Origin of the sequence: Streptomyces sp. R28 (assembly GCF_041052385.1) — a bacterium.
Lineage (GTDB): Bacteria > Actinomycetota > Actinomycetes > Streptomycetales > Streptomycetaceae > Streptomyces.
In genome coordinates this window covers 3,105,067-3,127,709 of record NZ_CP163439.1, presented here as the reverse complement: position 1 = coordinate 3,127,709, position 22,643 = coordinate 3,105,067, and the positions used below count along the sequence as shown (strand labels likewise).

The 22,643-nt window shown below is 70.7% G+C and carries 19 protein-coding genes; 6 read left to right on the top strand and 13 right to left on the bottom strand.

The window, feature by feature from the left end; all coding sequences use genetic code 11:
• The first annotated feature begins 12 nt into the window (after positions 1-12).
• Together AB5J49_RS13765 and AB5J49_RS13760 are read left to right on the top strand one after the other, a co-directional pair.
• Positions 13-495 carry a hypothetical protein gene (locus AB5J49_RS13765; protein WP_369168916.1) on the top strand — a complete coding sequence of 161 codons (483 nt, stop codon included), beginning with the start codon at positions 13-15 and terminating at the stop codon, positions 493-495.
• A 654-nt stretch (positions 496-1,149) separates the two neighbouring features.
• Positions 1,150-2,508: a tyrosine-type recombinase/integrase gene (locus tag AB5J49_RS13760; RefSeq protein ID WP_369168915.1), complete on the top strand. Its 1,359-nt coding sequence runs from the start codon at positions 1,150-1,152 to the stop codon at positions 2,506-2,508.
• Positions 2,509-3,003: 495 nt separating this feature from the next.
• On the opposite strand, the gene AB5J49_RS13755 is transcribed toward AB5J49_RS13760, so the two are convergent.
• The 13 genes from AB5J49_RS13755 to AB5J49_RS13695 form a co-directional block, all read right to left on the bottom strand.
• Positions 3,004-3,723 (bottom strand): hypothetical protein, encoded by a 720-nt coding sequence (locus AB5J49_RS13755; RefSeq protein ID WP_369168914.1) that lies wholly within the window; start codon positions 3,721-3,723, stop codon positions 3,004-3,006.
• Between the two features lie 23 nt (positions 3,724-3,746).
• Positions 3,747-4,229 (bottom strand): hypothetical protein, encoded by a 483-nt coding sequence (locus AB5J49_RS13750; protein ID WP_369168913.1) that lies wholly within the window; start codon positions 4,227-4,229, stop codon positions 3,747-3,749.
• A 5-nt stretch (positions 4,230-4,234) separates the two neighbouring features.
• Positions 4,235-5,512 (bottom strand): MCE family protein, encoded by a 1,278-nt coding sequence (locus AB5J49_RS13745; RefSeq protein ID WP_369168912.1) that lies wholly within the window; start codon positions 5,510-5,512, stop codon positions 4,235-4,237.
• Positions 5,509-6,798 (bottom strand): MCE family protein, encoded by a 1,290-nt coding sequence (locus AB5J49_RS13740; protein WP_369168910.1) that lies wholly within the window; start codon positions 6,796-6,798, stop codon positions 5,509-5,511. Before AB5J49_RS13740 ends, AB5J49_RS13745 begins: the two co-directional genes overlap by 4 nt.
• Positions 6,795-7,913: an MCE family protein gene (locus AB5J49_RS13735; RefSeq protein ID WP_369175125.1), complete on the bottom strand. Its 1,119-nt coding sequence runs from the start codon at positions 7,911-7,913 to the stop codon at positions 6,795-6,797. Before AB5J49_RS13735 ends, AB5J49_RS13740 begins: the two co-directional genes overlap by 4 nt.
• 26 nt (positions 7,914-7,939) lie before the next feature.
• Positions 7,940-9,118, bottom strand: a complete 1,179-nt coding sequence (locus tag AB5J49_RS13730; protein ID WP_369168908.1) for an MCE family protein — start codon at positions 9,116-9,118, stop codon at positions 7,940-7,942.
• Positions 9,115-10,179, bottom strand: coding sequence for an MCE family protein (locus AB5J49_RS13725; RefSeq protein WP_369168907.1), 1,065 nt, complete (start codon positions 10,177-10,179; stop codon positions 9,115-9,117). The genes AB5J49_RS13730 and AB5J49_RS13725 overlap by 4 nt, the downstream gene beginning before the upstream one ends.
• On the bottom strand, positions 10,176-11,438 hold the full coding sequence (locus AB5J49_RS13720) for an MCE family protein (RefSeq protein WP_369168906.1): 1,263 nt from the start codon (positions 11,436-11,438) through the stop codon (positions 10,176-10,178). The genes AB5J49_RS13725 and AB5J49_RS13720 overlap by 4 nt, the downstream gene beginning before the upstream one ends.
• Positions 11,439-11,461: 23 nt before the next feature.
• Positions 11,462-12,277, bottom strand: coding sequence for an ABC transporter permease (locus AB5J49_RS13715; protein ID WP_274238498.1), 816 nt, complete (start codon positions 12,275-12,277; stop codon positions 11,462-11,464).
• Between the two features lie 11 nt (positions 12,278-12,288).
• Positions 12,289-13,059 carry an MlaE family ABC transporter permease gene (locus AB5J49_RS13710; protein WP_369168905.1) on the bottom strand — a complete coding sequence of 257 codons (771 nt, stop codon included), beginning with the start codon at positions 13,057-13,059 and terminating at the stop codon, positions 12,289-12,291.
• A complete protein-coding gene (locus AB5J49_RS13705; protein ID WP_369168904.1) occupies positions 13,056-14,006 on the bottom strand; it encodes an ABC transporter ATP-binding protein in 951 nt (316 codons plus the stop codon). The genes AB5J49_RS13710 and AB5J49_RS13705 overlap by 4 nt, the downstream gene beginning before the upstream one ends.
• 143 nt (positions 14,007-14,149) lie before the next feature.
• On the bottom strand, positions 14,150-15,205 hold the full coding sequence (locus tag AB5J49_RS13700) for a sigma-70 family RNA polymerase sigma factor (protein WP_369168903.1): 1,056 nt from the start codon (positions 15,203-15,205) through the stop codon (positions 14,150-14,152).
• Positions 15,206-15,259: 54 nt separating this feature from the next.
• Complete coding sequence (locus AB5J49_RS13695) at positions 15,260-16,360, bottom strand: lytic murein transglycosylase (protein ID WP_369168902.1); 1,101 nt, start codon at positions 16,358-16,360, stop codon at positions 15,260-15,262.
• A 244-nt stretch (positions 16,361-16,604) separates the two neighbouring features.
• On the opposite strand from AB5J49_RS13695, the gene AB5J49_RS13690 reads away from it, so the two are divergent.
• The 4 genes from AB5J49_RS13690 to AB5J49_RS13675 all read left to right on the top strand — a co-directional run bounded on the left by AB5J49_RS13690 (position 16,605) and on the right by AB5J49_RS13675 (position 22,562).
• Positions 16,605-18,107, top strand: coding sequence for an esterase/lipase family protein (locus AB5J49_RS13690; protein WP_369168901.1), 1,503 nt, complete (start codon positions 16,605-16,607; stop codon positions 18,105-18,107).
• 62 nt (positions 18,108-18,169) lie between these two features.
• Positions 18,170-18,877: a response regulator transcription factor gene (locus AB5J49_RS13685; protein WP_369168900.1), complete on the top strand. Its 708-nt coding sequence runs from the start codon at positions 18,170-18,172 to the stop codon at positions 18,875-18,877.
• A 167-nt stretch (positions 18,878-19,044) separates the two neighbouring features.
• Entirely contained in the window at positions 19,045-20,862 is a 1,818-nt protein-coding gene (locus AB5J49_RS13680; protein WP_369168899.1) for a flavin-containing monooxygenase, read from the top strand.
• A gap of 8 nt (positions 20,863-20,870) precedes the next feature.
• Positions 20,871-22,562 carry a hypothetical protein gene (locus AB5J49_RS13675; RefSeq protein ID WP_369168898.1) on the top strand — a complete coding sequence of 564 codons (1,692 nt, stop codon included), beginning with the start codon at positions 20,871-20,873 and terminating at the stop codon, positions 22,560-22,562.
• Positions 22,563-22,643: the final 81 nt, after the last annotated feature.

Genomic DNA, 22,643 nt, shown 5'->3' with positions numbered 1-22,643 from the left:
TAGGAGTGCGCTGTGGAGCGTCGACATCTTCTGGCTGTGCCGGCCGCTCTGGCCGCTCTTGCCTTCGCATCCGGCTGCTCGTCCGGTAATGACGAGGCCAAGTCCTCAAGCCCCTCGACCCCCTCGGCCTCGGCATCGTCCGACGGGGCCCGCGAGGCCGTCGTGGCGTACGTGAACGCCCTGAACTCCCGCAGCGCCGACGGACTGATCGAAGTCGGGGGCGTGAAGGACGAGAAGTGGTCCAGGCACGAGGCCGAGCAGATCCTCGCGGACAAGGGCGGGCGGGGGTGGAAGATCAAGGACGTGCAGGTCGAGCACGACATGGGCCCGGACACCGGCTCGGCCCGCCTGATGGCCGAGGACAAGGCAGGAAAGCCCATGCGGGACACCTTCACCGTGACGCGGGAGAAGGGCGCCTGGCACCTCGTGGTCTTCACACAGCAGCCTGCGGAGTCCGGTAAGGAATCCGCGTCCACCGACAAGCCGAGTTCCTGACAGAGCTGTTGGGGTGGCTCGCACCCGTGCCCCAGGTACGAGCCACCCCAACCGTCAGGTCCGCCGGTGACGGCACCGAACCGATTCCAGACGTCCTTCGATGGGCGGGGCCGCAGCGTCGTGGTGGACGGTCAGGATGTGACTGGAAGCGCCGCTGCTGTCGATGTGCACGCTGAGCCTTACGGCTCTCCGCTCGTCGTGCTGCAGCTCGCGTCGGACATCTCGCGCGTTGCGCGTCTCCTTTGCGGTTGGGGTTGAAGGCGCCCGACCGCGTGCTGCCACCGTGTCCGTTCTTCACCACAAACCCCCATCACTCAACGTACACATATAGCAACTCCAAGTAGCCGAATGCGACTGGAGTTACCCTGCTGAGCGGGACCTCCCCGGTGATCGCGACTGGGTCGCGACCACGACACCGTGGGGCCCATGAAGAGCGGAACCCTAGCTTGAGCTGGGGCGTTGGGGGTGCAGCTGGTCCAACGCCATACGACGCACGAGGTGGCGCCCGGGGCGCGGCGCGCGGTCATCGTCGGCCTCCCCGGGCCGCGTGACGCCCACGTACGACGCGGCGGTGCCGACCGCGTCCAGGACTTACGCAATCGCGCGCTTCAAACAGCGCGAACGGGCCGGCGGCCGTGAATCGGAGCAACACACGTGGCCAAGGAAGAACCGTACGACCGGTGGCACAAAGTCAGGCCGGAGCCTGGTGAACCGGAGTGCCCGGAGCACCCCGGCCTGGTGCCGAGCGAGAAACACGGCTGTGAGCAGCGATGGCAGGCCCGCTGGCGCGACAGTGAAGGACATCAGCGGTCCAAGCTCTTCCCGAAGAACAAGAAGAAGGCGGCGCTCGTCTTCCAGCGGAGTCAGCGTGCCGCCGTCGAGGAGGGGCGTGACCCCTTTCCTCACCGGTCTCGAAGTGCCGAGAGCACCACACCGACCATCGCCGAGTACGTAGAGACGTTCCTGTCACGGCACGAGGGTCGTGAAGGGACCGTCGAGACGTACGGGTATCGCTTGCGAGGGCAGGTGGTGCCCGAGCTCGGTGAGCGAGCGATCGGAGACGTCAAGAGAGGGGAGTACCGGGACTTCTTCACCGCGCTCAAGGCACAAGGGATGCCGGACACCACCCGCTCCGGCGTGAAGAAGTCTCTCTCGGCCATGCTGTCGATGGCCGTGGAGGACGGCCACTTGGAGGGCAACCCGGTCGCCGGTATCCGCCTCCCCAAGGGTACGGGCCGCGGCGTGCGCCTCACCTGGGAGCACGTTGTCGCATTGGCCGAGGAGATCGTCCCCCGGTACCGGCTCATGATCTGGTTCGGAGCGCTCCAAGGACTGCGTTCCATGGAAGCCGCCGGAGTTCGCCGCACAGACATGGAGACCGTCCCGGGCAAGCAACTCGTCGAGGAGCAGCGGCGGCGCGGTAAAGCGGCCCCACTGAAGACGGACGCCAGCCGAGCCCCGCTAGCCGTGGGGACGTTCCTCCGAGACGAGTACCAGGCACACCTGCAACGTTGGCGGGCGTCGCTCACCCCTGCCGCGCTTCGTAAGCGTCATCGTCGTGGGCTGCCGCCGATCCCTGAGGAGTTCGCGGACCTGGTCACCGTGACCAGATTCTGGACGCCCGTCCGCGAGGGCACGCTGTGCCGGGAGTTCGACCTGGCCAAGCAGAGGGTGCGAGCCCGCGGGGTGACGGTGCCCGAGGGAGCCACGTTCCGGGACCTTCGTCACTTCACCGACGCCGTACTCGTGGCGTCGGGGCTGGAACCGGGCAAGGTCCAGGCCCGTATGAGGCATGCCCGACTGGCTGAGACGCTGGACACGTACGGCTACCTTGTGTGGGAGGTGGACTGGGGCCATGCGCTTGCTTCCTTCGAGGAGCTGTACGGCATCCCCGCGCCAGCGGGGCTCCCGGACGCCGCCCTGAAGCCGCGTGCGGTGCGGACCGGCCGGGGACGCGATGCCGCCCTGCCGAACCCGCGGGCCACACGACAAACGGCCGCCGAAACGCACTGACGGGGTACGTGGGGACCGCGCCGGGGCAAAACGGCGGCACCCCGTTCGGCGTCACCGGAACGGCGTTCATGACGTTGTTCCGGACGGCTGTCGGCCGCGCGTGATTGTGCACCAGATGTGCAACGCGGTCGTCCCGAAGGTATGAACCCACAGGTCAACCCGGCACCGTCCGAGCATCCGACTGTCCCCGGCGTACAGCCCGACTCGTCTGCCATGCAAGCTCGGCTCATTCGCCAAGCCGTACTTCGCCCAGTCAGGTGGTCGGGCAGGCCAGGCGGATCACGCCGCGGCCCCCCACGCCTCCATCAGCCGCTCCGGCCCGTACATCGCCGCCAGCCCATCCACCGCGAACCCGCACGTGACACCCCGACCAGCGCGGTGTCCTCGTCCGCGCCAGGAACAGCCAGCGCATCCCGTGCCAGCGCAGCCCGCCGTTCTCGTACCACTTGATCGAGCCGACGATGCCGATGCTGCCTGTGACGGTCGCTTCTTCGCTCAGAGCGCGTCCACCGCGCTCACCTTCCACCCGTCCGCCGTGCGCCTCATCGTCATCCGCACCCGGTTGAGGTCCACACGGGAGCCTGAGACCTGCGTGCTCTCGGTGACCTGGTTGACGAAGAGCAGCACCACGACCTTGTCCGGAGCGGCCGAGACGACGGAGGCTGCCGGGGTTCCGGCGGTCGCGGGGGCGGCGACCGTTGCCTTCACCACGCCCCGGTACTTCTTGGCTGTCGGGCCGACCACCGTCTTCGTGGTCTTCTCGTACTCGTCGCCGAAGCCGCCGGTCAGGTGGGTGCGGGCCGCCGCGAAGTCCTTGTCCAGGTGGCGGTAGTCGTACGACAGGACGGCCGGCGCCGCCGTGCGGGCGGCCGCGACCGCCTCGGCTCGGGCGCTCTCCGCCTGACGTCCGTCCCGGTACAGCCAACCCAGTACGGCGACGGCGACCAGGCCGGCCACTAGGAGGAGGCCGAGCACCGCGATGAGCAGTCGGCGTGCACGGGGCCGGCCCTCGTTCTCCGCAGGCGCGTCCTCCTCGAACGACTCCGGGGACGGCTCGGGCGGGTCGTCCCAGCCGTTCTTAGGGGCGTCGATGAGTACGGTCCGCCCGGCGACGCTGGCCTCCGGGTCCTGCTCGCGGTGGCCGCGCTCCGCTCGCTTGGCTGCTGCGCGGGCCGCTGCCGTCATCGTGCGCCGGGCGGTGGTCGTCTTCGTCATGGTCGTACTCCTCACTCGTGCCGTCAGCCGACGAACTCGACGTCGGACGTCAGCCAGCGGCCGTCCCGCCGCACCAGGTCCAGCTGGAGGCGGTAGGTGCGCGCCTCGCCCTCGGGTACCGCCGTGTTGGTCACCTTGCTGTCGGCGACGACCAGTACGCGGGCCGAGTTCTCGTCGGAGCGGACGATGCCGGCCTCCAGGACCTGGCCCTCCGACACGGACTTGTTCGCCGCCACGAGCTGCGTCAGTTGCTGCGTCTGTGCCGCGAACTGCTTCTTGAAGTCGCCGGTCGCGCCCGCCAGGACGTTTGTGCTGTCGCGGTCGTAGTGGCGGTAGTCGAGGGAGGTGAAGTTCAGTGCCGACTGGCGGGCCGCGGACAGGATGTCCTGGCGGTGCTGGTCCGCGTCGCGCTGGGCGTGGAGGCCGAGGGCCAGCCAGGTCGTGAGTGCGGTGGTGAGGACCGTTGCCGCGGTCAGCCCCGCCGCCACCGCCTTGGAAGTCCCCATCCTCCTCATGCCATCGGGCCGACGAGCAGCCATTGCCACGACTCCTTTCCGAACACGGCCCGCTGGCCGCCCGTCGAGCCGATCTCGACGTTCCTTCCGTCCGGGCCGGTGGTGGTGCCGGACTCCGGGTCGTAAGGCGTGACGTACGCCGTGTGGTTCGCGCCGCCGTACGAGGCCGACGCGCCGGGGGCGTTCTGGGCGCCCCGCACGGATGACTGGCTGCCGCGCGGGAGCGTGCAGCGGGCGCTGGTGTTCGCCTCGCGGGTGCTCGTGTCCGCCGGGTCGCGGCGCGCCGTGCCGTAGCCCTGGGTGCAGGCCGGGGGGTCGTCGGCGTTCACGACCAGGCCGAAGTGGGTTGTGCCGTCGCCGGGTATGACCGTGTAGCTGCCCGCCACCATCAGCGGGAACGTGACCAGGGCCTGTTCCACGCCCGGCAGGCGGGCCAGCGTCACCTGGCCGCCGCTGATCAGGTTGGCCAGCAGGACCGACAACTCCGGGTCGACCGACCTCAGCAGCGAGTTCACCTCCTGCGCCGCCGGCCTCGCGTTGCCGATCAGCTTGCGCAGGTCACCGTCGCTCGCCTTCAACTGGGCCGTGAGGGCGGCCAGATCGTGTGCGAACGACTTGATCGACGAGCCCTGGTCCGCCTGTGTCTTCAGTACCTTCCGCGAGTCCTCGATCAGGGAGATCGTCTCGGGGAGTGCCTCCGACGCGGACTCGGTCAGCTTGTTTCCCGAGTCCACCAGGCGGCTCAGGTTCGGGCCCGTTCCGGCGAACGCCTTGCCCAACTCGTCCACCGTGACCCGTAGATCCTTCCTTCCGACCGAGTTCACCAGCCGGTCCAGGCTGAGGACCAGGTCCGTGGTCGGCAGCGGCGTGCGGGTGCTCGCTCGTGGGATCGTGCTGCCGTCGAGCAGGTACGGGCCGTGGGTCGTGCGGGGTTGCAGGTCCACGTACTGTTCGCCCACCGCCGAGCGGTCGGCCACCACGGCCAGGGCGTCCGCCGGGATGCGCGGCGCGTCGTCCTCGATGTCCAGGGCGACCGAAACCCCGTCCGCGCCCGTCAGGTGCAGCGCGCCCACCCTGCCCACCGGCACCCCGCGGTACGTCACCTCGGCGCCGGGGAAGATGCCCCCGGAGTCGGCGAAGTCCGCGCGGACGGTGTAGCCGCGGTCCAGGACTTCGTCGACCAGGCCCGTGTACTCGGCGCCGACGTACGACACCCCTACGGCGGTGATCGTGGCGAAGGCCAGCAGCTGGACCTTGACCGTACGGGTGATCATGGCTGGACCCCCTTCAGCATCAGCTCGGCGAGTTCGAGGTCGATCCCCTCGGGCCAGTCGTCCCCCGCCACATAGGTGGCCGCGCACACCGGCGGGCACAGCAGGTCGCCGTCGCCCCCGGACGGGGCCGAGGGGGACGACGGCACGCTCGGACTGCTCGGCAGCGCCGTGGGCGTGGGCACGCCCGGCAGCTTCGGGAGATCCGGTACGTCCGGCAGGTTTGGGGTCTCGGGCAGCTCGGGTCCCCGGGGCGCGTCGTTGCCGCCCTGGCCGCCTCCTGGCTTGCCCGTCAAGTTGCCGTAGATCCCGGCCAGGTCGAGGTCCGCCGTGATGTGGAGGTTGACGTAGTCCCCCTTGATCGCGTCCACCACATTGCGCGGGAACGGGTAGGTCGTGAGCAGTTCGAGGGAGTTGGGCAGGTCGGCACCCGCCTTGTTGAGCTGTCGCAGGATCGGGCGGAGCTGCTTCAGGTCGGCGACCGTGTCGTCGTGCGAGGCGTTGACCACCTTGGTGCCCGTCTTCCCCAGCTTCGACAGCGCGGTGAGCATCCTGGTGAGGTCGCGCCGCTGGTCGGCCAGGACCTTCAAAGCCGGCGGCATCTCGTCGACCGCCTCGGCGATGGTCTCCTTCTCCTTGCCGAGCCGCTTGGCCAGCCGGTCCACGGCCTTCAGTGCCCGGACGATGTCCTCCTTCTGCCGGTCCAGGGCGCCCAGGAATACGTTCAGCTCCTTGAGCAGGGACTTCACCCGGTTCTCCCGGCCCTCAAGCGCCTTGTTCAGCTCCACGGTGATCGTCTTCAGCTGGGCCACCCCACCGCCGTTGAGCAGGGCCGACAGCGCGGACAGCACCTCCTCGATCTCCGGGTTGCGGCCGCTGCGGGACAGGGGGATCACGGCGCCGTCGCCGAGTCGGCCCACCGGCGCCGTGCCCACCGGCTTCGACAGCGCCACGTACTTCTCGCCGAGCATGCTGGTCTGGCGCAGCTGCGCGATCGCGTTGCCGGGCAGCTTCACCGAGTCCGCGACGCGGAGGCGCACGCGTGCGTGCCAGCCCTTCAGCTCCACCTTCTCGACCGCGCCGACCGTGACGTTGTTGACCTTCACGGCCGACTGCGGCACCAGGTCCAGTACGTCGCGGAACTCGACGGTGACGTGGTACGCGTTCCCGTCCGAGGCCGCGCCGCCGGGCAGCTGCACGTCGTACCAGCCGTTGAACTCGCAGCCGGTCAGCAGCAGTGAGCCGACTGCCGCCCAGGCCATCACCCCGCCTCTGCGCAGCCCGCTCATGCGCTCGCCCCCAGGATTCCGCCGAGCGTCCGGTCCACCGTGCCCGTGACCGCCTCGCCGCCCTGGGGCGCCTTTGGCACCTTTGGCAGTGAGTCGAACAGTTCCCTCAGCTCCGCGCAGTCGGGGTTCTTGCCGCCCTCGTCGCCGGTCGTCCGCAGCACCGAGCACAGCAGCGACGCCGGATCCTGCGCCTGGTCGGCGTTGTTGCGGGTGTCGAGGGTGCCGGCCGACGGGTTGTAGGCGTTGTTGAGGTTCGACATGCCGGTCGGGGCCACCTCCAACAGCTCCTCCAGCGCCGCCCGTTGGGTGACGAGCACCTTGGTCACCTTGCTGAGACCCTCCACGTTCGAGGTCAGCGACTTCTTGTTCTTCTTCACGAAGGCGGACACGTCGCCCAGTGCCGTCCCGAGGTTCTTCAGTGCCGCCGCCAAGTCCTGCCGCTCTCCCGCCAGTTGACCGGCGACCTTCGCGAGGCTGCTGTTGAACGACCGCACGCTCTTGTCGTCGGCCGCCAGCGCCGCCGTGAAGACCTGGAGGTTGCGGATCGTGCCGAACAGGTCCGTGCGGCCGTCGGACAGGGTGGTGACCGCCGCCGAGAGGTCCTCTACCGTCCGGTGCAGGTTCTCGCCCTGGCCGTCCAGGTTGTCCGCGCTCACTCCGAGCAGCCGGGACAGAGCGCCCTCCTTGTTGGCGCCGTTCGGGCCGAGCGCCTCGGCCGTGGTGTGCAGGCTGTCGAAGACACGGTCCAGTTCGACCGGTACGGCCGTACGCGACTCGGGGATCTCGTCACCGGTCCGCAGCACCGGGCCGTCGCCCCGGTACACCGGCAGCAGCTGTACGTAACGGTCGCTGACCACCGAGGAGTTGATGATCGCCGCCTGCGCGTCCGCGGGGACCTTGCGGCCGGCCTCGTACTCCAGCTCCACCCGCACGCGGCCGCCCTCCGGTGTGATCTCCTTGACCTCGCCGATCCGGACGCCGAGGACGCGGACGTCCGAGCCGGGGTAGATGCCGACGGTGCGCGGGAAGTACGCCGTGACACGGACCGGCTCGGGGCGCGGCCACAGGACGTAGGCGAGCGCGGCGACGAGGGACAGTGCGGTGAGCAGGGCCAGCCGTCTTCTCACCCTGACGGGGATGGTCACTGTGCCGAACCTCCCGTCCGTGGCACCACCGGAGCCGCGACCAGGTTCTGGACGTAGGAGTCGAACCAGCGGCCGTTGCCGAGGGTGTTGGTGAAGAGCCGCGTATAGGGAGCGAGGAGCTTGATGCTCCTGTCCAGGACGGCCTGATTGCGTTCGAGCATCTGCACCACGGTGTTCAGGCCCTTGAGCGCGGGCCCGATCTCCTTGTCGTTGTCCTGGACGAGGCCGGAGAGCTGGACGCCGAGGGCGGCGGAGCTCTTCAGCAGTCTGTGGATGGCCTCGCGTCGCCTGCTGATCTCCCTGAACAGCTTGTCGCCGTCCTTGACCAGGGTGGTGAAGTCCGACGATCGGTCGGCCAGTACGCCCGTGACGCCGTTCGCGTGGTCGAGCAGCTCGCGCAGCGCCTTGTCGCGGGAGGCCACCGTCCGGGAGATCCGCGACAGGCCCTTGAGGGACGCCCGTACCTCCTCCGGGGAGTCCTCGAAGGTGGTGGAGAGGGTGTCCAGGGCCTTCGCCACGCGGTCGGTGTCGACCTCCTCCGTCGTGGTGGTGAGGTCGCTGAAGGCCTGTACGACGTCGTATGCGGGGACGGTCCGCCCAAGGGGGATCTCGCTGCCCGGCTCCAACTGGCCCTTTCCCTTCGGGTGCAGGGCCAGGTACTTCGCGCCCAGGATCGTCTTGACCCGGATCGACGCGCCGGTCTCCGTCCCGAAGCCCGGCTCGCCCTTGATCTTGAAGGTGACCTTGACGTGGTCGCCGTCCAGGTCGACCTCCTCGACCTTGCCGACCTTGACTCCGGCGATCCGCACCTCGTCCCCGGGCTTGAGTCCGCCCGCCTCCGCGAAGGCCGCGCTGTACGTCTCGCCGTCGCCGATCAGCGGGAGGCGGTCCGCGTTGAACGCGGCCACCGTCAGCAGGGCGAGGACGGTGAGGCCGACCGCGCCGATGACGACGGGGTTGCGCTCGCGGAAGGGGGAGAGGTGCGGGCGGCGGAGGCGGGGAAGCCGGATGCGCGGCGGCTCGACGCGCACCCTGAACAGCGGTTGCCGGCGGGGCTTGCGGCGCGGCAGGAGCCGTACGTTCGGCAGCCCTGCCTTCGGCATCCGTACCTTCGGCAGCCGCGGTGGCTCCACCCGAACCTTGAACAGCGGCTCCGGACGATGCTTGCGGCTCATGACCCGCACCTCGCCCTCGCCACATGCAGATCGGGCGTCAGCACCTGCTGGGACTTAGACTCCGACTCCGAGCCCGCCTTCGGCAGCACGATCCGGCCGTCGAAATCGCAGAGGTAGAAGTTGAACCACGAGCCGTAGGACGCCGTCCCCGTCAGCTCGCCCAGCTTGTTCGGCAGCCGCTTCAGCACGCCTTCCACCGTCTTCTCGTTGTCGTTCAGCGTGCCGGTGAGCTCGGTCAGCTCGGCGATGTCGTCCTTGAGTGGCGGGCGCGCGTCCTTCAGCAGGCCCGAGGTGGCCTCCGTCAGGTCGCCGATGCTCACCAGCGACCGCCCGATGGGCTTGCGGTCGGCGGACAGGCCCGAGATGACCCGGCGCAGTTGCTTGAGCAGGCCGGAGAAGCGGGTGCCGCGCTTGTCCAGCGTCTCCAGCACGGTGTTGAGGTTGTCGATCACCGAGCCGATCAGCTTGTCGCGGCCGGCCAGCGTCGAGGTGAGCGACGCCGTGTGCACGAGCAGGCTGTTGACCGTCCCGCCCTCGCCCTGGAGCGTGCGAATGATCTCGGTGGCGAGTTGGTTGACGTCGTTCGGGCTCAGCGCGGCGAACAGCGGCTTGAAGCCGTTCAGCAGGGCGTTGAGGTCCAGCGCCGGCTGGGTGCGGGAGAGTGGGATCGTCGCGCCGGGCCGCAGGAGCCGGGTGCTGTCGCCCGCGCCTTCGGTCAGCGCGACGTAGCGCTGGCCGACCAGGTTGCGGTACCGGATGACCGCGCCGGTGCTGGTCAGCAGCGGCCGGTCCCGGCCGACCGTGAAGGTGACCTCGGCCAGCGTCTGGTCCTTGATCCGGATGCCCTCGACCTCGCCGACCCGCACCCCGGCCACGCGGATGTCGTCGCCCTCCGCCAGGCCGGTCACGTCGCTGAAGACCGCCCGGTAGCGATGCTCCGGCGTGAAGGAGACGTTCACGATGGTGGCCGCGAGCAGGGCTGTAGCCAGGATGGTCACGAGCGCGAAGAGGCTGAACTTGATGAGGGGAGCGGCGGTCTGCCGTGCGCCTGCGGTTCTCATGCGACGGTCACCGCCGTTCCGCGTGCCAGCGGTCCGAACAGCAGCGTCGCCACCGGCGGTACCTCGTCGGCGGGCACGCCCAGGACCGGGGCCACGAGCGAGCCGATCGCCCGCTGCTCGGCCGGGGTCGCGGAGACACCGAGCGGGCCGCCCGCGGCCGAACTCCCGGACAGGCCCCCCGACTTCGAACCGTCGTCGAGGTGAGCCCCGGGCGCCGGCACCGGCGGACTCGGCAGATCCCGGCAGTCGGGCCCCGACCGCTCGCCGTAACGCGGCTCCTCACCGGGTTCGTACGCCCCCTGCGGCCGTACGACCTCCAGCGTGATGTGCATCCTGCCGCCCCGGAACGCCTCCTCCGAGGCCTTCTCCTGCCGGACCAGGCCGGCCAGCAGGCACGGGTACTCGGGGGAGTAGCGGGCGAACAGCTCCAGGGTCGGGCGGGAGACCCGGCCGAGGGTGATCAGCCGGTCGCCGTTCGCGTCGAGGAAGTCCTCGGCCGTCCCCGCGACGGTGGCGGTGGTCTTCAGGGCCGCCGCCAGCCGGTCCTTCTGGTCGACGATCGTGCGGCTCGTGGTGACGGTGTTGCGCAGGATCGCCATCAGGTCGGGCGCCGCGTCGCCGTACACCTCGGCGACCTCGGCGAAGCGGGCGATGTCCTCGGTGAGGGACGGCAGATGGGGGTTGAGGCGGCGCAGGTAGGCCTCCAGGCGTGTGAGGTTGTCGCCGATCCGGTCGCCGCGGCCCTCGAGGGCGGTGGCGAAGGCGGAGAGGGTGGCGTTGAGCTTGCCGGGCTGCACGGTCCGCAGCAGGGGCAGCAGGTCGTTCATCAGCTGCTGCACCTCGATGCCGACCCGGGTGCGGTCCTGGGTGATGACGTCGCCGGCGCGGATCGGGCGGGCCGAGGAGGACCCGGCGCCGGCGGGCGGCACCAGGTCGACGTACTTCTCGCCGAACAGCGTCTTGGGCAGCAGGCGCGCGTGCACGTCGGACGGGATGTACGCGACGTGCTCCGGCTTCAGCGCGATGTCCAGCGTCGCCTTCGTCCCATCCGCCCGCACCTCGCGCACCTCGCCGACGAGCATCCCGCGCAGCTTGACGTCGGCCCGCGGATCGAGCTGGTTGCCGAGGCTGTCGGCCTCCAGCGTGATCCGCACGACCGGCGTGAAGGCCTGCCGGTAGACGGCCACGGACAACGACAGCAGCAGCGCGAGTACGGCCAGGAACACGACGCCGTACAACCGCAGTCTCAGCACCCTCATACGGCGCACCCTCATTCGGCGGCTCACCCCGCGATCCGTACGGTCGTGCTGGCGCCCCAGATCGCGAGCGACAGGAAGAAGTCGAGGACGTTGATCGCCACGATCGAGGTCCGCACCGCGCGGCCCACCGCCACGCCGACGCCCGCCGGGCCGCCGCTCGCGTAGTAGCCGTAGAAGCAGTGGACGAGGATGATCAGGACGGCGAAGACGAGCACCTTGCCGAAGGACCACAGCACGTCCACCGGTGGCAGGTACTGCTGGAAGTAGTGGTCGTAGGTGCCGGCCGACTGGCCGTAGTAGCCGGTGGTGATGGTGCGGGCGGCCAGGTACGAGGACAGCAGGCCGATCACGTACAGCGGGATCACCGCGACGAACCCGGCGATCATCCTCGTCGTCACCAGGAACGGCAGCGACGGCACGCCCATGACCTCGAGCGCGTCGGTCTCCTCGCTGATCCGCATCGCGCCCAGCTGGGCCGTGAAGCCGGCGCCGACGGTCGCGGAGAGCGCGAGTCCCGCCACCAGCGGGGCGATCTCGCGGGTGTTGAAGTACGCCGAGAGGAACGCCACGAAGTTCGATGTGCCGAGCTGGTTGAGGGCCGCGTAGCCCTGGAGGCCGACCTCGGTGCCGGTGAAGAAGGACAGGAAGGCGATCACACCGACCGTGCCGCCCACGACGGCGAGGGCTCCGCGCCCGAAGCTCACCTCGGCGAGGAGCCGCAGGATCTCCTTCTTGTAGCGGCGCAGCGTACGGCCGGTCCACGCCAACGAGCGGCCGTAGAAGGAGAGTTGGATGCCCAGCGCTTCCAGGGAGCGCAGCGGGCGGTCGAGAAGTCTCATCGGTTAACCCCTCAACCCCTCTGCGGGACGACCTGGAAGTACACCGCGGTCATCACGAAGTTGGTCACGAACAGCAACATGAAGGTGATCACCACCGACTGGTTCACCGCGTCGCCCACACCCTTCGGGCCGCCCTTCGCGGTCAGCCCCTTGTACGAGGCGACGATCGCGGCGATCGCGCCGAAGACGAGTGCCTTGACCTCGGCCGCCCACAGGTCGGAGAGCTGGGCGAGGGTGGTGAAGGAGGCGAGGTAGGCGCCGGGGGTGCCGTTCTGCAGGACGACGTTGAAGAAGTAGCCGCCCGCCACGCCGACCACCGACACCAGGCCGTTGAGCAGCACGGCCACCACCATCGACGCCAGCACGCGCGGTACGACGAGGCGGTGGATGGGGTCGATGCCGAGCACCTGCATCGCGTCGATCTCGTCCCGGATCTTCCGCGCCCCGAGGTCCGCGCAGATCGCCGTGCCGCCGGCGCCCGCGATCAGCAGCGCGGTGACGATCGGCGAGGCCTCGCGCAGTACGGCGAGCACGGAGGCGGCGCCCGAGAAGGACTGGGCGCCGAGCTGCCGGGTCAGACTGCCGATCTGCAGCGCGATGACCGCGCCGAAGGGGATGGACACCAGGGCCGTCGGCAGGATGGTGACACTCGCGACGAACCACGCCTGCTGGATGAACTCCCTTGCCTGGAACGGTCGTCGGGGAATCGTCCGGACGACGTCCAGCGCCATCGCGAACAGGCTGCCCGACTGCCGCAGGGCTCCGGTGGGCGACAGTCTCATACGTCCGCCACCACCTTCCGGTGCCGGAGTTCCGCCTCCCGCCGGGCGATGGCCTCCCAGCGGGGTGGCCGCGCAATGCCCGGCCCCGGCAGCAGGCGGGGAGTCAGAGCCTGGCTGCCGGGAGACCGGGTGCCCTTGCCGTCGTCGCCGAGGGCGGCGAGCTCCTGCTCGACCTGGGCGGCGTCCTTCTCCTCCGCCATGCCGATCGGGCCCTGCATGCGGCCGTTCAGGAACTGCCGTACGACGGGCTCGTCGCTGGTCAGCAGCTCCTCGCGGGGCCCGAACATGACCAGCTCGCGGCGGAACAGCAGCCCGATGTTGTCCGGCACCTGGCGGGCCGAGGCGATGTCGTGCGTGACGATCAGGAAGGTCGCGTCGATCTGGGCGTTGAGGTCGACGATCAGCTGGTTGAGGTAGGCCACGCGGACCGGGTCGAGGCCCGAGTCGGGCTCGTCGAAGAGGATGATCTCGGGGTCGAGGACGAGGGCCCGGGCCAGCCCGGCCCGCTTGCGCATCCCGCCGGAGATCTCGCCGGGCAGCTTTCCCTCGGCGCCGATCAGACCGACCATGTCCATCTTCTCCAGCACGATGCGCCGGATCTCGCTCTCGGACTTACGCGTGTGCTCGCGCAGCGGGAAGGCGATGTTGTCGTACAGGTTCATCGAGCCGAACAGCGCGCCGTCCTGGAACAGCACGCCGAACAGCTTCCGCACCTCGTACAGCTCGTGCTCGCGCAGCCGTGTGATGTCCCGGCCCTGGATCGTGATCGAGCCGCGCTCCGGCTTCAGCAGTCCGACGAGCGTCTTGAGGAACACCGACTTGCCCGTGCCGGAGGGGCCGAGCATGACCGAGACCTCCCCGGCGGGCAGCGTCAGTGAGACGTCCTGCCAGATGACCTGGTGACCGAAGGACTTGGTCAGCCCTTCCACACAGATCTCGACACCCATCCGGTCCACCCTTCAGCCCGTGGAGCAGCTCTGACATCTGCTCTACGGGGAGGGGGCGGGCGTCCGTCGTTTTCGTGGCGGATTTTTTTCGGGCGGGTTTCGGGGTGGGTTATTTGGGGTGGCTTACGGCTATATGTTCGCGGCTACGGCAGGGTGCTTGGCGTTGGCACGGGGAGTGAGGGGGACGGTAGGGCGGTGGAGACGTCCGGGATCGTCGGCGTGTCCGTTGGGCCGGCGGGGGGCTGCACCGGCAGGTCGGGGACGTCGGGCAGGTCCGGCACGTCCGGCACCTCCGGGGCGGACAGCACCGGCGGCGGGGATACCGGGACCTCCGGCACCGTTGGCAGCGACGGCACGGACAGGGGCAGGAACGATTCGGCCGCCGGGGACTCGGCGGCCCCCCGTTCGCCCGAGGTGGCCATGGGCGTGTTCCCGTGCGGCGTACCACCCGCACCCCTGCCGTCGGGCCGCAGCGCCTCCCCGCCGCCCGACGAGGCGACGGCGGGCCGAGGTGCCGTACCGCCCCCGCCCGCCCCGTCCCCGCCCCCGTCGAGCGCGTACGGCAGCACGAACCCCGCCACCGCCAGCGTCGCCGCCGTCGAAGCCATCGCCACGGCCTGCACCTTTCCGGTGCCGCGCGGCCGCCCCCACCCGATCAGGAACAACGCGAACCCGAGCGTGGCGGCCAGCGACTGCCGCAGTGTCCGCCGGGCCCGGGCCAGCAGGGACTCGACGGTCCGGTAACTGAGCCCCATCCGGACGGCGACCTGCCCGACGTCGAGGTCCTCCGACTTCAGCCGCAGCGCCTCGGCCTGCCGCTCGGGCAGCTCACCACTGCGCACCGCGAGCCACTTCGCCTCGGCCCGGTCGCACACCGCCTCCTCGACGGGTACGGGACCGGGGGCGATGAGCGTCGGGCTGGTGCGCACCTCGGCCTCACGGTTGACCTGCCGGTAGCGGTCGACGCACAGCCGCATCGTCACCGTCGTCAGCCAGGCCGCGAGCCGCTCGTCGTCCAGGCCGGGGCGTTCGGCGGCGCGCAGCATCGCCTCGTGCACCGCGTCCTCGGCGTCCTCCGCACTCATCGACCTGCGCCGGGCCACCCTGAGCAGCTGCTCGCGGTGGCTCCACATGCGTTCCCAGCGGTCGTCGGCCGGATCGATCTCCGCATCCGTCTCCGCAGGCATGTCCGTCGCCATGAGGGCCCCTTCGCGCTCATCCGCCGATCCCGTGCCGATCGGCGGTGCGCGACATTACCGCCGAGTATCGGCGGTTGTGGAGGGGGCGGCGGTCATCGAGTCCGCGCTGTTACTGGTCAGCGGGCCGTCACCGGTCAGCGGGTCGTCGGCGGGGAGCTCGATGTCCGGGGCGGGGAGGGGGAGTTGCGGCTCCTGCGTCTCGTCCGTGTCGTTCGTCTCCTCGGGGTCGGTGGTCGGACGGGACGTGGTGGGGTTCGAGGGCGTGGGGGACGGGGTGGCGCTCGGATGCCGGGCGGCGGGTGCCGGTGAGGCATCGTCGTCCGGCGTTCCGGGGGACGGGGACCGTGCCGGACCCGGGCGGGCCGAGGCGCCGGTGGAGCTGTCCGGGATGTCCGGAACCACACGGTGCCCGTCCAGGAAGTACGCGTACCAGGCCCTGACCGTGCGCAGATACGCCGTCGAGTGGTTGTACCCGAGGATCGCCCGGTCCAGCTCGGCGGGGACGGACAGGTCCCGCCCGCCCGCGCACAGGTAGCGTCCGGCGGCGAGCGCCGCGTCGAAGACGTTGTGGGGGTCCGTACGCCCGTCGCCGTTGCCGTCCGCGCCCCACCGGGCCCAGGTCGACGGGATGAACTGCATCGGCCCGACCGCGCGGTCGTACACCGCGTCCCCGTCGTGGGCGCCGCCGTCGGTGTCCCGGATCAGCGCGAAGGCCACGCCGTCCAGCCGCGGGCCGAGGATCGGCGCCACGGTCGTACCGTCCGACGTCACCCGGCCGCCCCGCGCCTGCCCGGACTCCACCTGCCCGATCGCCGCCAGCAACTGCCACCGCAGCCGGCAGCCGGGCACCTCACGCGCGAGCCGCTCCTCGGCCCGGCGGTAGGCGGCGAACACGCTCGCGGGCAGCGCGGCGCCCACCTCCGCCGGTGCCCGGCCGCCGTCCCGCTTCCCGGTCCGCAGCGGCGGCAGTTCGGTGCGGTACGGGGCGCCTCCGGACACGCTCGGTCCGTGCCCCGCGGACGCCTGCCCCGGTGCCGCCGCCGAGGCTTGTGCCGGGACCGCCCCCGGCGCCTGTGACGCGGTCAGCCCCACCAGCACCGCCACCGCGACCGCCGTACCTCTGGCGGCTCTGCCTCCCTCTCCATGCCCTGCCACGTTCTGTTCCCCTCCCTGCAGACGGCTGTCGTCTGCTCTACGGGGCAGGGGGAGCGATCCGTCGCGTGGATCCGTCGCGCGGTTTCCGCGCCGGCAGCTCCGGCGCAGTCGCACCGCCCGCCACGGCGGACCCCGCACCCTCCCCGCCCGGCCGTGACATCACCGTTTCGGGCTATTCCCGGAGGCCGGAGTTCCGGGCTTCGTCTACTCAGGAGGAGTGGACCCCGGTGCTTGGAGGCAAGGCGTGGACGACAACCGCAGACTTCCGCTCGTCTACGTCCGGGGCTTCGCCGGCGGAACCCGCGGGATCGACAAGGCCGTGGCCGACCCCTTCTACGGCTTCAACGAGGGCTCTACCCACGTCCGCGTCGGCGCGCACAACCAGCCGCTCTTTCACCAGTTCGAGAGCCCGCTGCTGCGCCTGCTGCGGGAGGAGGGCTACGAACTGCTCGTCAAGGGGAGCCAGGAGGCCTACCTCGGGGGCCACGCGGAGATTCCCGCCAACACCATCTGGATCCACCGCTTCTACGACCGCTCGGCGACCACCTGGGGCGGCAGCCCGCAGGAGTACCAGCTGGAGCACGCCGCCGCCGACCTGCTCGACCTGATCGACCGGGTGCGGGAGAAGAGCGGGGCCCCCGCAGTGATCCTCGTGGCCCACTCCATGGGCGGCCTGATCTGCCGCTGCCTGCTGCAGAAGGTCCTGCCCGACCGGGGCCGCGCCGCCGCCGACTGTGTCGCGAAGTTCTTCACCTACGGCACCCCGCACGGTGGCATCGGCTTCGACGTCGGGGGCGGATGGGTGGAGCGGATCCGCGACACGCTCGGCATCCAGGGCGCCGACATCTTCGGCCCCCGGCGGATGTACGAGTACCTCACCCCGCAGGACCGGCTGGACCCCGACGGCCCGCCCGGTGACTGGGACGCCCGCGTGATGCCCACCGGGCCGGGGGCGCTTCCCGTCGAGCGGGTCTTCTGCCTGGTGGGGACCGACCCGGCGGACTACGACGTCGCCCTCGGGCTGTCCTCGGCCGCCGTCGGACCGCACAGCGACGGGCTCGTGCAGATCGAGCGGGCTTATGTGCCGGGCGCCCACCAGGCCTTCGTGCACCGCAGCCACAGCGGGCGCTACGGGATGGTCAACTCCGAGGAGGGGTACCAGAACCTGCGGCGGTTCCTCTTCGGGGACACCAGGATCGAGGCGTCGCTGGTCGACTACCGGCTGTCCGGCGACGAGGACGTCGTCTGGCAGGCCGAGGCCCGGCTGTCGGTGCGCGGGCTGCCCGTGGTGATGCACGAGCGGCTCGCCGCCCACTGGTGCCCGATCCAGCTCGACGCGCCCCCGGACGGGCAGGAGGCGTCGGTGTCGCTGGCGACGACCTTCCTCAACAGCGGCCTGAGGCAGTCGACGGACGAGCCGATGCGGTTCATCCTCCAACTGCGGCTCATCTCCCTGCGCGAGCGGCACGGCATCCTCCGTCTCGGCGACCATCTGGAGCAGACCGCCGACTTCGCCGACACCCTCGTCATCGACGTGGGCACGCCGGAGGCCGGCCCCGGCATCTGGGCCGCCTGGAACTCGGACATCGAGGGCGCCATCCGCGACCACCGCGTCGCCGGAGAGCCCCGGGTCGACGAGGACCCCACCCCCGAGCGCTGGGTCGCGCACATCGAACTGCCCACCACCGCCGGGCCCCTCGTCGGCCCCGCCGCGCGGATCCGGCTCGTCGCCACGCCCTGGACGTGACGCGGTCAGACGACCTCATCCGCGGTTACTTGCCTCAGGCAACCCGCAGGTAAGGTGGCCGTATGCCGAAGCCGCCGTCGACCGACGCGGTACCGGACGTCCTGCTCGTCGCCGGTGATCCCCGTACCTCCGAGCCGCTCCGCGCGATGCTGGAACTCGCCGGCTACCGGACCGTCGCGGTGGACCGCGCCACCGACGCCACCGTCTGGCTCACCGAGCGCCGGTTCGATCTGGTCATCCTCGACGTCACGCTGCCGGACACCGAGGCGCTCAGGCACAGCCGCCGTCTCCTCGCCCCCGACCGCCCGGCCGTCCTGCTGCTCACCGGGAGCGGAGAGTTCCTGGGCAGTCTCCCCGGGGGCGGTCCGGGCGCCGACGGGCCGGCGGGCCGGGTGGCGTCGGGCAGAGTGGCCGAAGTCCTCGCCCGTGCACGGCAGTTGGTGCGCAGCGCCGAGCCCGCCGGATGGGACGGCGCACTGCGCTACGGCGACCTCGTGCTGGACCACGCCACCCGCAGGGCGCGGCGCGGTGAGCGCACCATCGCGCTCACGCCCGCGGAGTACCGCCTGCTGCGCCACCTGCTGGTGAACGCCGAACGCGTGCTGTCCAAGGAGCAGATCGGGCGGCACGTCTGGGACGACCCGCCCACCGACGGCGCGATCGAGCGGCTCCTCTCACGGCTGCGCCGCAAGGTGAACGGCGAGCAGACGGCCCTGATCCACACCCGGCGGGGCTTCGGCTACTGGCTGGGCCGGCCGCCACGGCCGTAAGCCCGCCGTGGCCGGATTCGGCCGTACGGCCGCTGTGGCATGGCTCACGTTGATCAAGTGTCCGGGAACTGTCCGGGTGCTGTCAGCCCGGTTCGCTTCACTGGTCCTCGACTTCCCCTGTCCCGGCCCTCCTGGCGGCCGGCCCCATGACCGAGGAGAGCATGCCCATGCCCGAGCCGCAGGCCCCCGACGTGCAGGATCTGGACTTCGACCCCGAAGCCCTGCGCGCCAAGTACCGCGCCGAGCGCGATCGCCGCATCCGCCCCGACGGCGGCACCCAGTACCGGCACCTCGCCGACGAGCTCGGCGTGGACGACCAAGACCCGTACACCGACCAGGAGTTCACCCGCGAGCCGCTGCACGACCGGGTCGAGGCCCTGATCGTGGGCGGTGGGTTCGGCGGGCTGCTCGCCGGGGCGCGGCTGCGGCAGGCGGGTGTCCAGGAGATCCGGGTCATCGAGCAGGGCGGGGACTTCGGCGGCACCTGGTACTGGAACCGGTACCCGGGCATCCACTGCGACATCGAGTCGTACGTCTATCTGCCGCTGCTCGAAGAGCTCGGCTACGTCCCGCGGTGGAAGTACGCGCCGGGCGAGGAGATCCGGCAGCACGCGCAGGCCATCGCCCGGCACTTCGGCCTCTACGACCAGGCCTGCTTCCAGACCCAGGTCACCGAACTGCGCTGGGACGAGGAGCAGTCGGAGTGGATCGTCGGCACCGATCGCGGCGATGAGATGCGGGCGCGGTACGTCGTCGTCTCCAGCGGCACCCTCAGCCAGGCCAAACTGCCCGGCATCCCCGGCATCGAGACCTTCCGCGGGCACACCTTCCACACCAGCCGCTGGGACTACGGCTACACGGGCGGCGATGCGAGGGGCGGCCTGACCGGGCTCGCCGACAAGCGCGTCGCCCTCATCGGCACCGGCGCCACCGCCATCCAGGTGGTGCCGCACCTCGGGGCCGACGCGGCACAGGTGTACGTCTTCCAGCGCACCCCGTCCTCCGTCGACGTACGCGGCAACCGGCCCACCGACCCGGAGTGGGCGAAGTCACTGAAGCCCGGGTGGCAGCGGCTCCGCATGGAGAACTTCCTCAAGGTCGTCTCCGGCGTCCGGCAGGACGAGGACCTGGTGAACGACGCCTGGACGTCCAGCGCCCGGCTCCAGGAGAAGCTCATCCCGACCAACGCCCACGCGGACGTTCCGGCCGAGGAGCGCGAACTCGCCTACGAGATCGCCGACTTCCAGAAGATGAACGAGCTGCGCTCCCGCGTCGAGACACTCGTCGAGGACCCCGGGACCGCCGAGAAGCTCAAGCCCTGGTACCGCTACATGTGCAAGCGGCCCACGTTCAGCGACACCTATCTGCAGACCTTCAACCGGCCGGGCGTCACCCTCGTCGACACCGCCGACACCCACGGCGTCGAGCGGATCACCGAGAACGCCGTCGTGGTGGGCGGTGTGGAGTACGAGGTCGACTGCATCATCTTCGCGACCGGGTTCGACGTCGGCAGGTCGGGCGTGCTGTCCGGGAAGCTCCCGGTGTACGGGCGGGGCGGCGCCGGCCTGCTGGAGACCTGGATGACCGGCGGCCTCAAGACGCTGCACGGGTTCACCACCCGCGGCTTCCCCAACCTCTTCCTGCTCGGCTCGACGCAGAACGCCGCCTCCGTCAACTTCGTCCACATCCTCGACGAACAGGCCTCGCATGTCGCCGAGGTCGTGGCGCAGGCGCGGGGGCGCAAGGCACGGTACGTCGAGCCGACCGCCGAGGCGCAGGACGCCTGGGTGGCGACGATCCGCCAGAAGGCGGCCGACCTCTACAAGTTCCAGGCCGAGTGCACCCCCGGCTACTACAACAACGAGGGCAGCCCGAGGGAGCGCAGCGAGTCCTACGGTGACGGACCCGTCGCCTTCCACGAGCTGCTGCGACGCTGGCGGTCCGAAGGCGGCATGCGTGAGGTGCTGGTGGAGAGCGAGGGGTGAGCGCTGCGATGAAACCGAGCGAACCGAGCAGGTACGACGCGACCGGCAGGCGCAGTGCCTCCAGCGCCCGTTGGGCACTTGAGCGGCTCAACCCGCCCAGTCGGCTGTGGGGTTCCAACGGCGTCGCGTTCGGGCCGGACGGGCGGCTGTACGTCGCCCAGTTCCTCGCCGGGCAGATCAGCGCCGTCGACCCGGCCACCGGGGACGTCGAGGTGGTCGTACCGATGGACAGCCCCGTGCAGTCGCCGGACGACCTCGCGTTCGGGGCGGACGGCTCGATGTACATCGCCGACCTGGTGCCGGGGCGGGTGTGGCGCCGCAGCCCGCAGGGGAAGTTCACGCTCGTCTCCGGCGACGTGGACAACCCCAACGGCATCACCTGCATCGGCGACCGGCTGTTCGTGAACGAGATGAAGCCCGACGGCCGCCTGATGGAGCTCTTCCCCGGGGGCGGCGACGGCCAAGACGACGGCGCCGGCCGCGATGTCCGTGAGCCCGTGGTCCTCACCGAAGGCCTCGCCCTTGGCAACGCGATGCAGCGCGGCCCGGACGGCTACCTGTACTACCCGCACATGATGAGCGGCGCGAACCCCATGCTCACCGGCCAGGTCTGGCGGATCGCGCCGGACGGGGGCGCGCCCGAGGTGGTCGCGGACGACGTCCACCAGCCGGTCGCCGTGCGGTTCGACCAGGGCGGGGTGCTGCATGTGCTCTCCCGGGGCCCGGAGGGCATCGTCACCCGCATCGACCTGCACGGCAGCGGCTCGCGGACCCTGGTCACCAGCGGCGTCGTCGGGCTGGACAACGCGGCCTTCGACGCGGAGAACCGCATGTTCGTCTCCAGCTACTCCAGCGGCGGCGTGACCGAGATGCATCCCGACGGCCGCACCCGCGAGATCGTGCCGCGCGGCCTCGACGGGCCCTACGGCGTGACGATCGACCTGGCCGGCAGGGTGTACGCCGCCGACCACTACCGCGTCGCGCGCCCCGAACCCTCGCGGGAGGGCGGCGTCACGACACACTCCCTGCTGCACTTCTCGCACGGCATCGTGTCCGACGGCGAACTCCTGCACATCACCTCGCAGTTCGGGCAGATCCAGACGTACGACCCCGAGACCGGGACCACGCGGGAACGGGCCGGCGGACTGCGGCGCCCGCTCGGCATCACGGTCGCGCCGGACGGCTCACTCGTCGTCGCCGAGTCGGACGCGGGGCGGGTCGTGGCCGTCGACGAGGCCGACGTCCTCACCGTGCTCGCCGACGGGCTGGACCGGCCCGTGGACGTGGCCTTCGACGCCGAGGACCGCTGTTACGTCAGCGACGAGCGGCTCGGCGCGGTGCTGCGGCTGGAGCCGGAGGGGCCGCCGACGGTCGTCGTGGACGGGCTCGACGCGCCGCAGGGGCTCGCGGTCCTGGGTGACGAGCTGTTCACGGTGGAGACCGGGCAGCGCCGGCTGCGGGCGGTGTCCCTGACGACGGGGCAGAGCCGCACCGACGCCGAGGACCTGCCGGTCGGCCCGCCCCCGGGGGTCGTACCCCGTACCGAGCCCGCCCTCTTCGCCCACGGCATGCCGGGCCTGGCCCGCCGGTTCGCGGGTCTGACGACCGGCCCCGACGGTTCACTGCTGCTGTCGGCGAACGGGGAGGGGACGGTGCTGAGCCTGAAGCCCCAACAGGGCCCAGGACTCAGAACCCAGTGAGCGTTCCTTCACCCGGGCCGGCTGCCGGGTGAAGACCAACGCGGATGTCCGGGGTCGGGGTGCGCAGGGCGACCAACGCGG

Coding starts and splice junctions, on each gene's coding strand:
- AB5J49_RS13755 (WP_369168914.1), bottom strand. CDS start 3,723: ATGACGAAGACGACCACCGCCCGGCGCACGATGACGGCAGCGGCCCGC.
- AB5J49_RS13730 (WP_369168908.1), bottom strand. CDS start 9,118: ATGAGCCGCAAGCATCGTCCGGAGCCGCTGTTCAAGGTTCGGGTGGAG.
- AB5J49_RS13740 (WP_369168910.1), bottom strand. CDS start 6,798: ATGAGCGGGCTGCGCAGAGGCGGGGTGATGGCCTGGGCGGCAGTCGGC.
- AB5J49_RS13710 (WP_369168905.1), bottom strand. CDS start 13,059: ATGAGACTGTCGCCCACCGGAGCCCTGCGGCAGTCGGGCAGCCTGTTC.
- AB5J49_RS13725 (WP_369168907.1), bottom strand. CDS start 10,179: ATGAGAACCGCAGGCGCACGGCAGACCGCCGCTCCCCTCATCAAGTTC.
- AB5J49_RS13705 (WP_369168904.1), bottom strand. CDS start 14,006: ATGGGTGTCGAGATCTGTGTGGAAGGGCTGACCAAGTCCTTCGGTCAC.
- AB5J49_RS13680 (WP_369168899.1), top strand. CDS start 19,045: ATGCCCGAGCCGCAGGCCCCCGACGTGCAGGATCTGGACTTCGACCCC.
- AB5J49_RS13685 (WP_369168900.1), top strand. CDS start 18,170: ATGCCGAAGCCGCCGTCGACCGACGCGGTACCGGACGTCCTGCTCGTC.
- AB5J49_RS13715 (WP_274238498.1), bottom strand. CDS start 12,277: ATGAGACTTCTCGACCGCCCGCTGCGCTCCCTGGAAGCGCTGGGCATC.
- AB5J49_RS13750 (WP_369168913.1), bottom strand. CDS start 4,229: ATGGGGACTTCCAAGGCGGTGGCGGCGGGGCTGACCGCGGCAACGGTC.
- AB5J49_RS13700 (WP_369168903.1), bottom strand. CDS start 15,205: ATGGCGACGGACATGCCTGCGGAGACGGATGCGGAGATCGATCCGGCC.
- AB5J49_RS13720 (WP_369168906.1), bottom strand. CDS start 11,438: ATGAGGGTGCTGAGACTGCGGTTGTACGGCGTCGTGTTCCTGGCCGTA.
- AB5J49_RS13675 (WP_369168898.1), top strand. CDS start 20,871: ATGAAACCGAGCGAACCGAGCAGGTACGACGCGACCGGCAGGCGCAGT.
- AB5J49_RS13745 (WP_369168912.1), bottom strand. CDS start 5,512: ATGATCACCCGTACGGTCAAGGTCCAGCTGCTGGCCTTCGCCACGATC.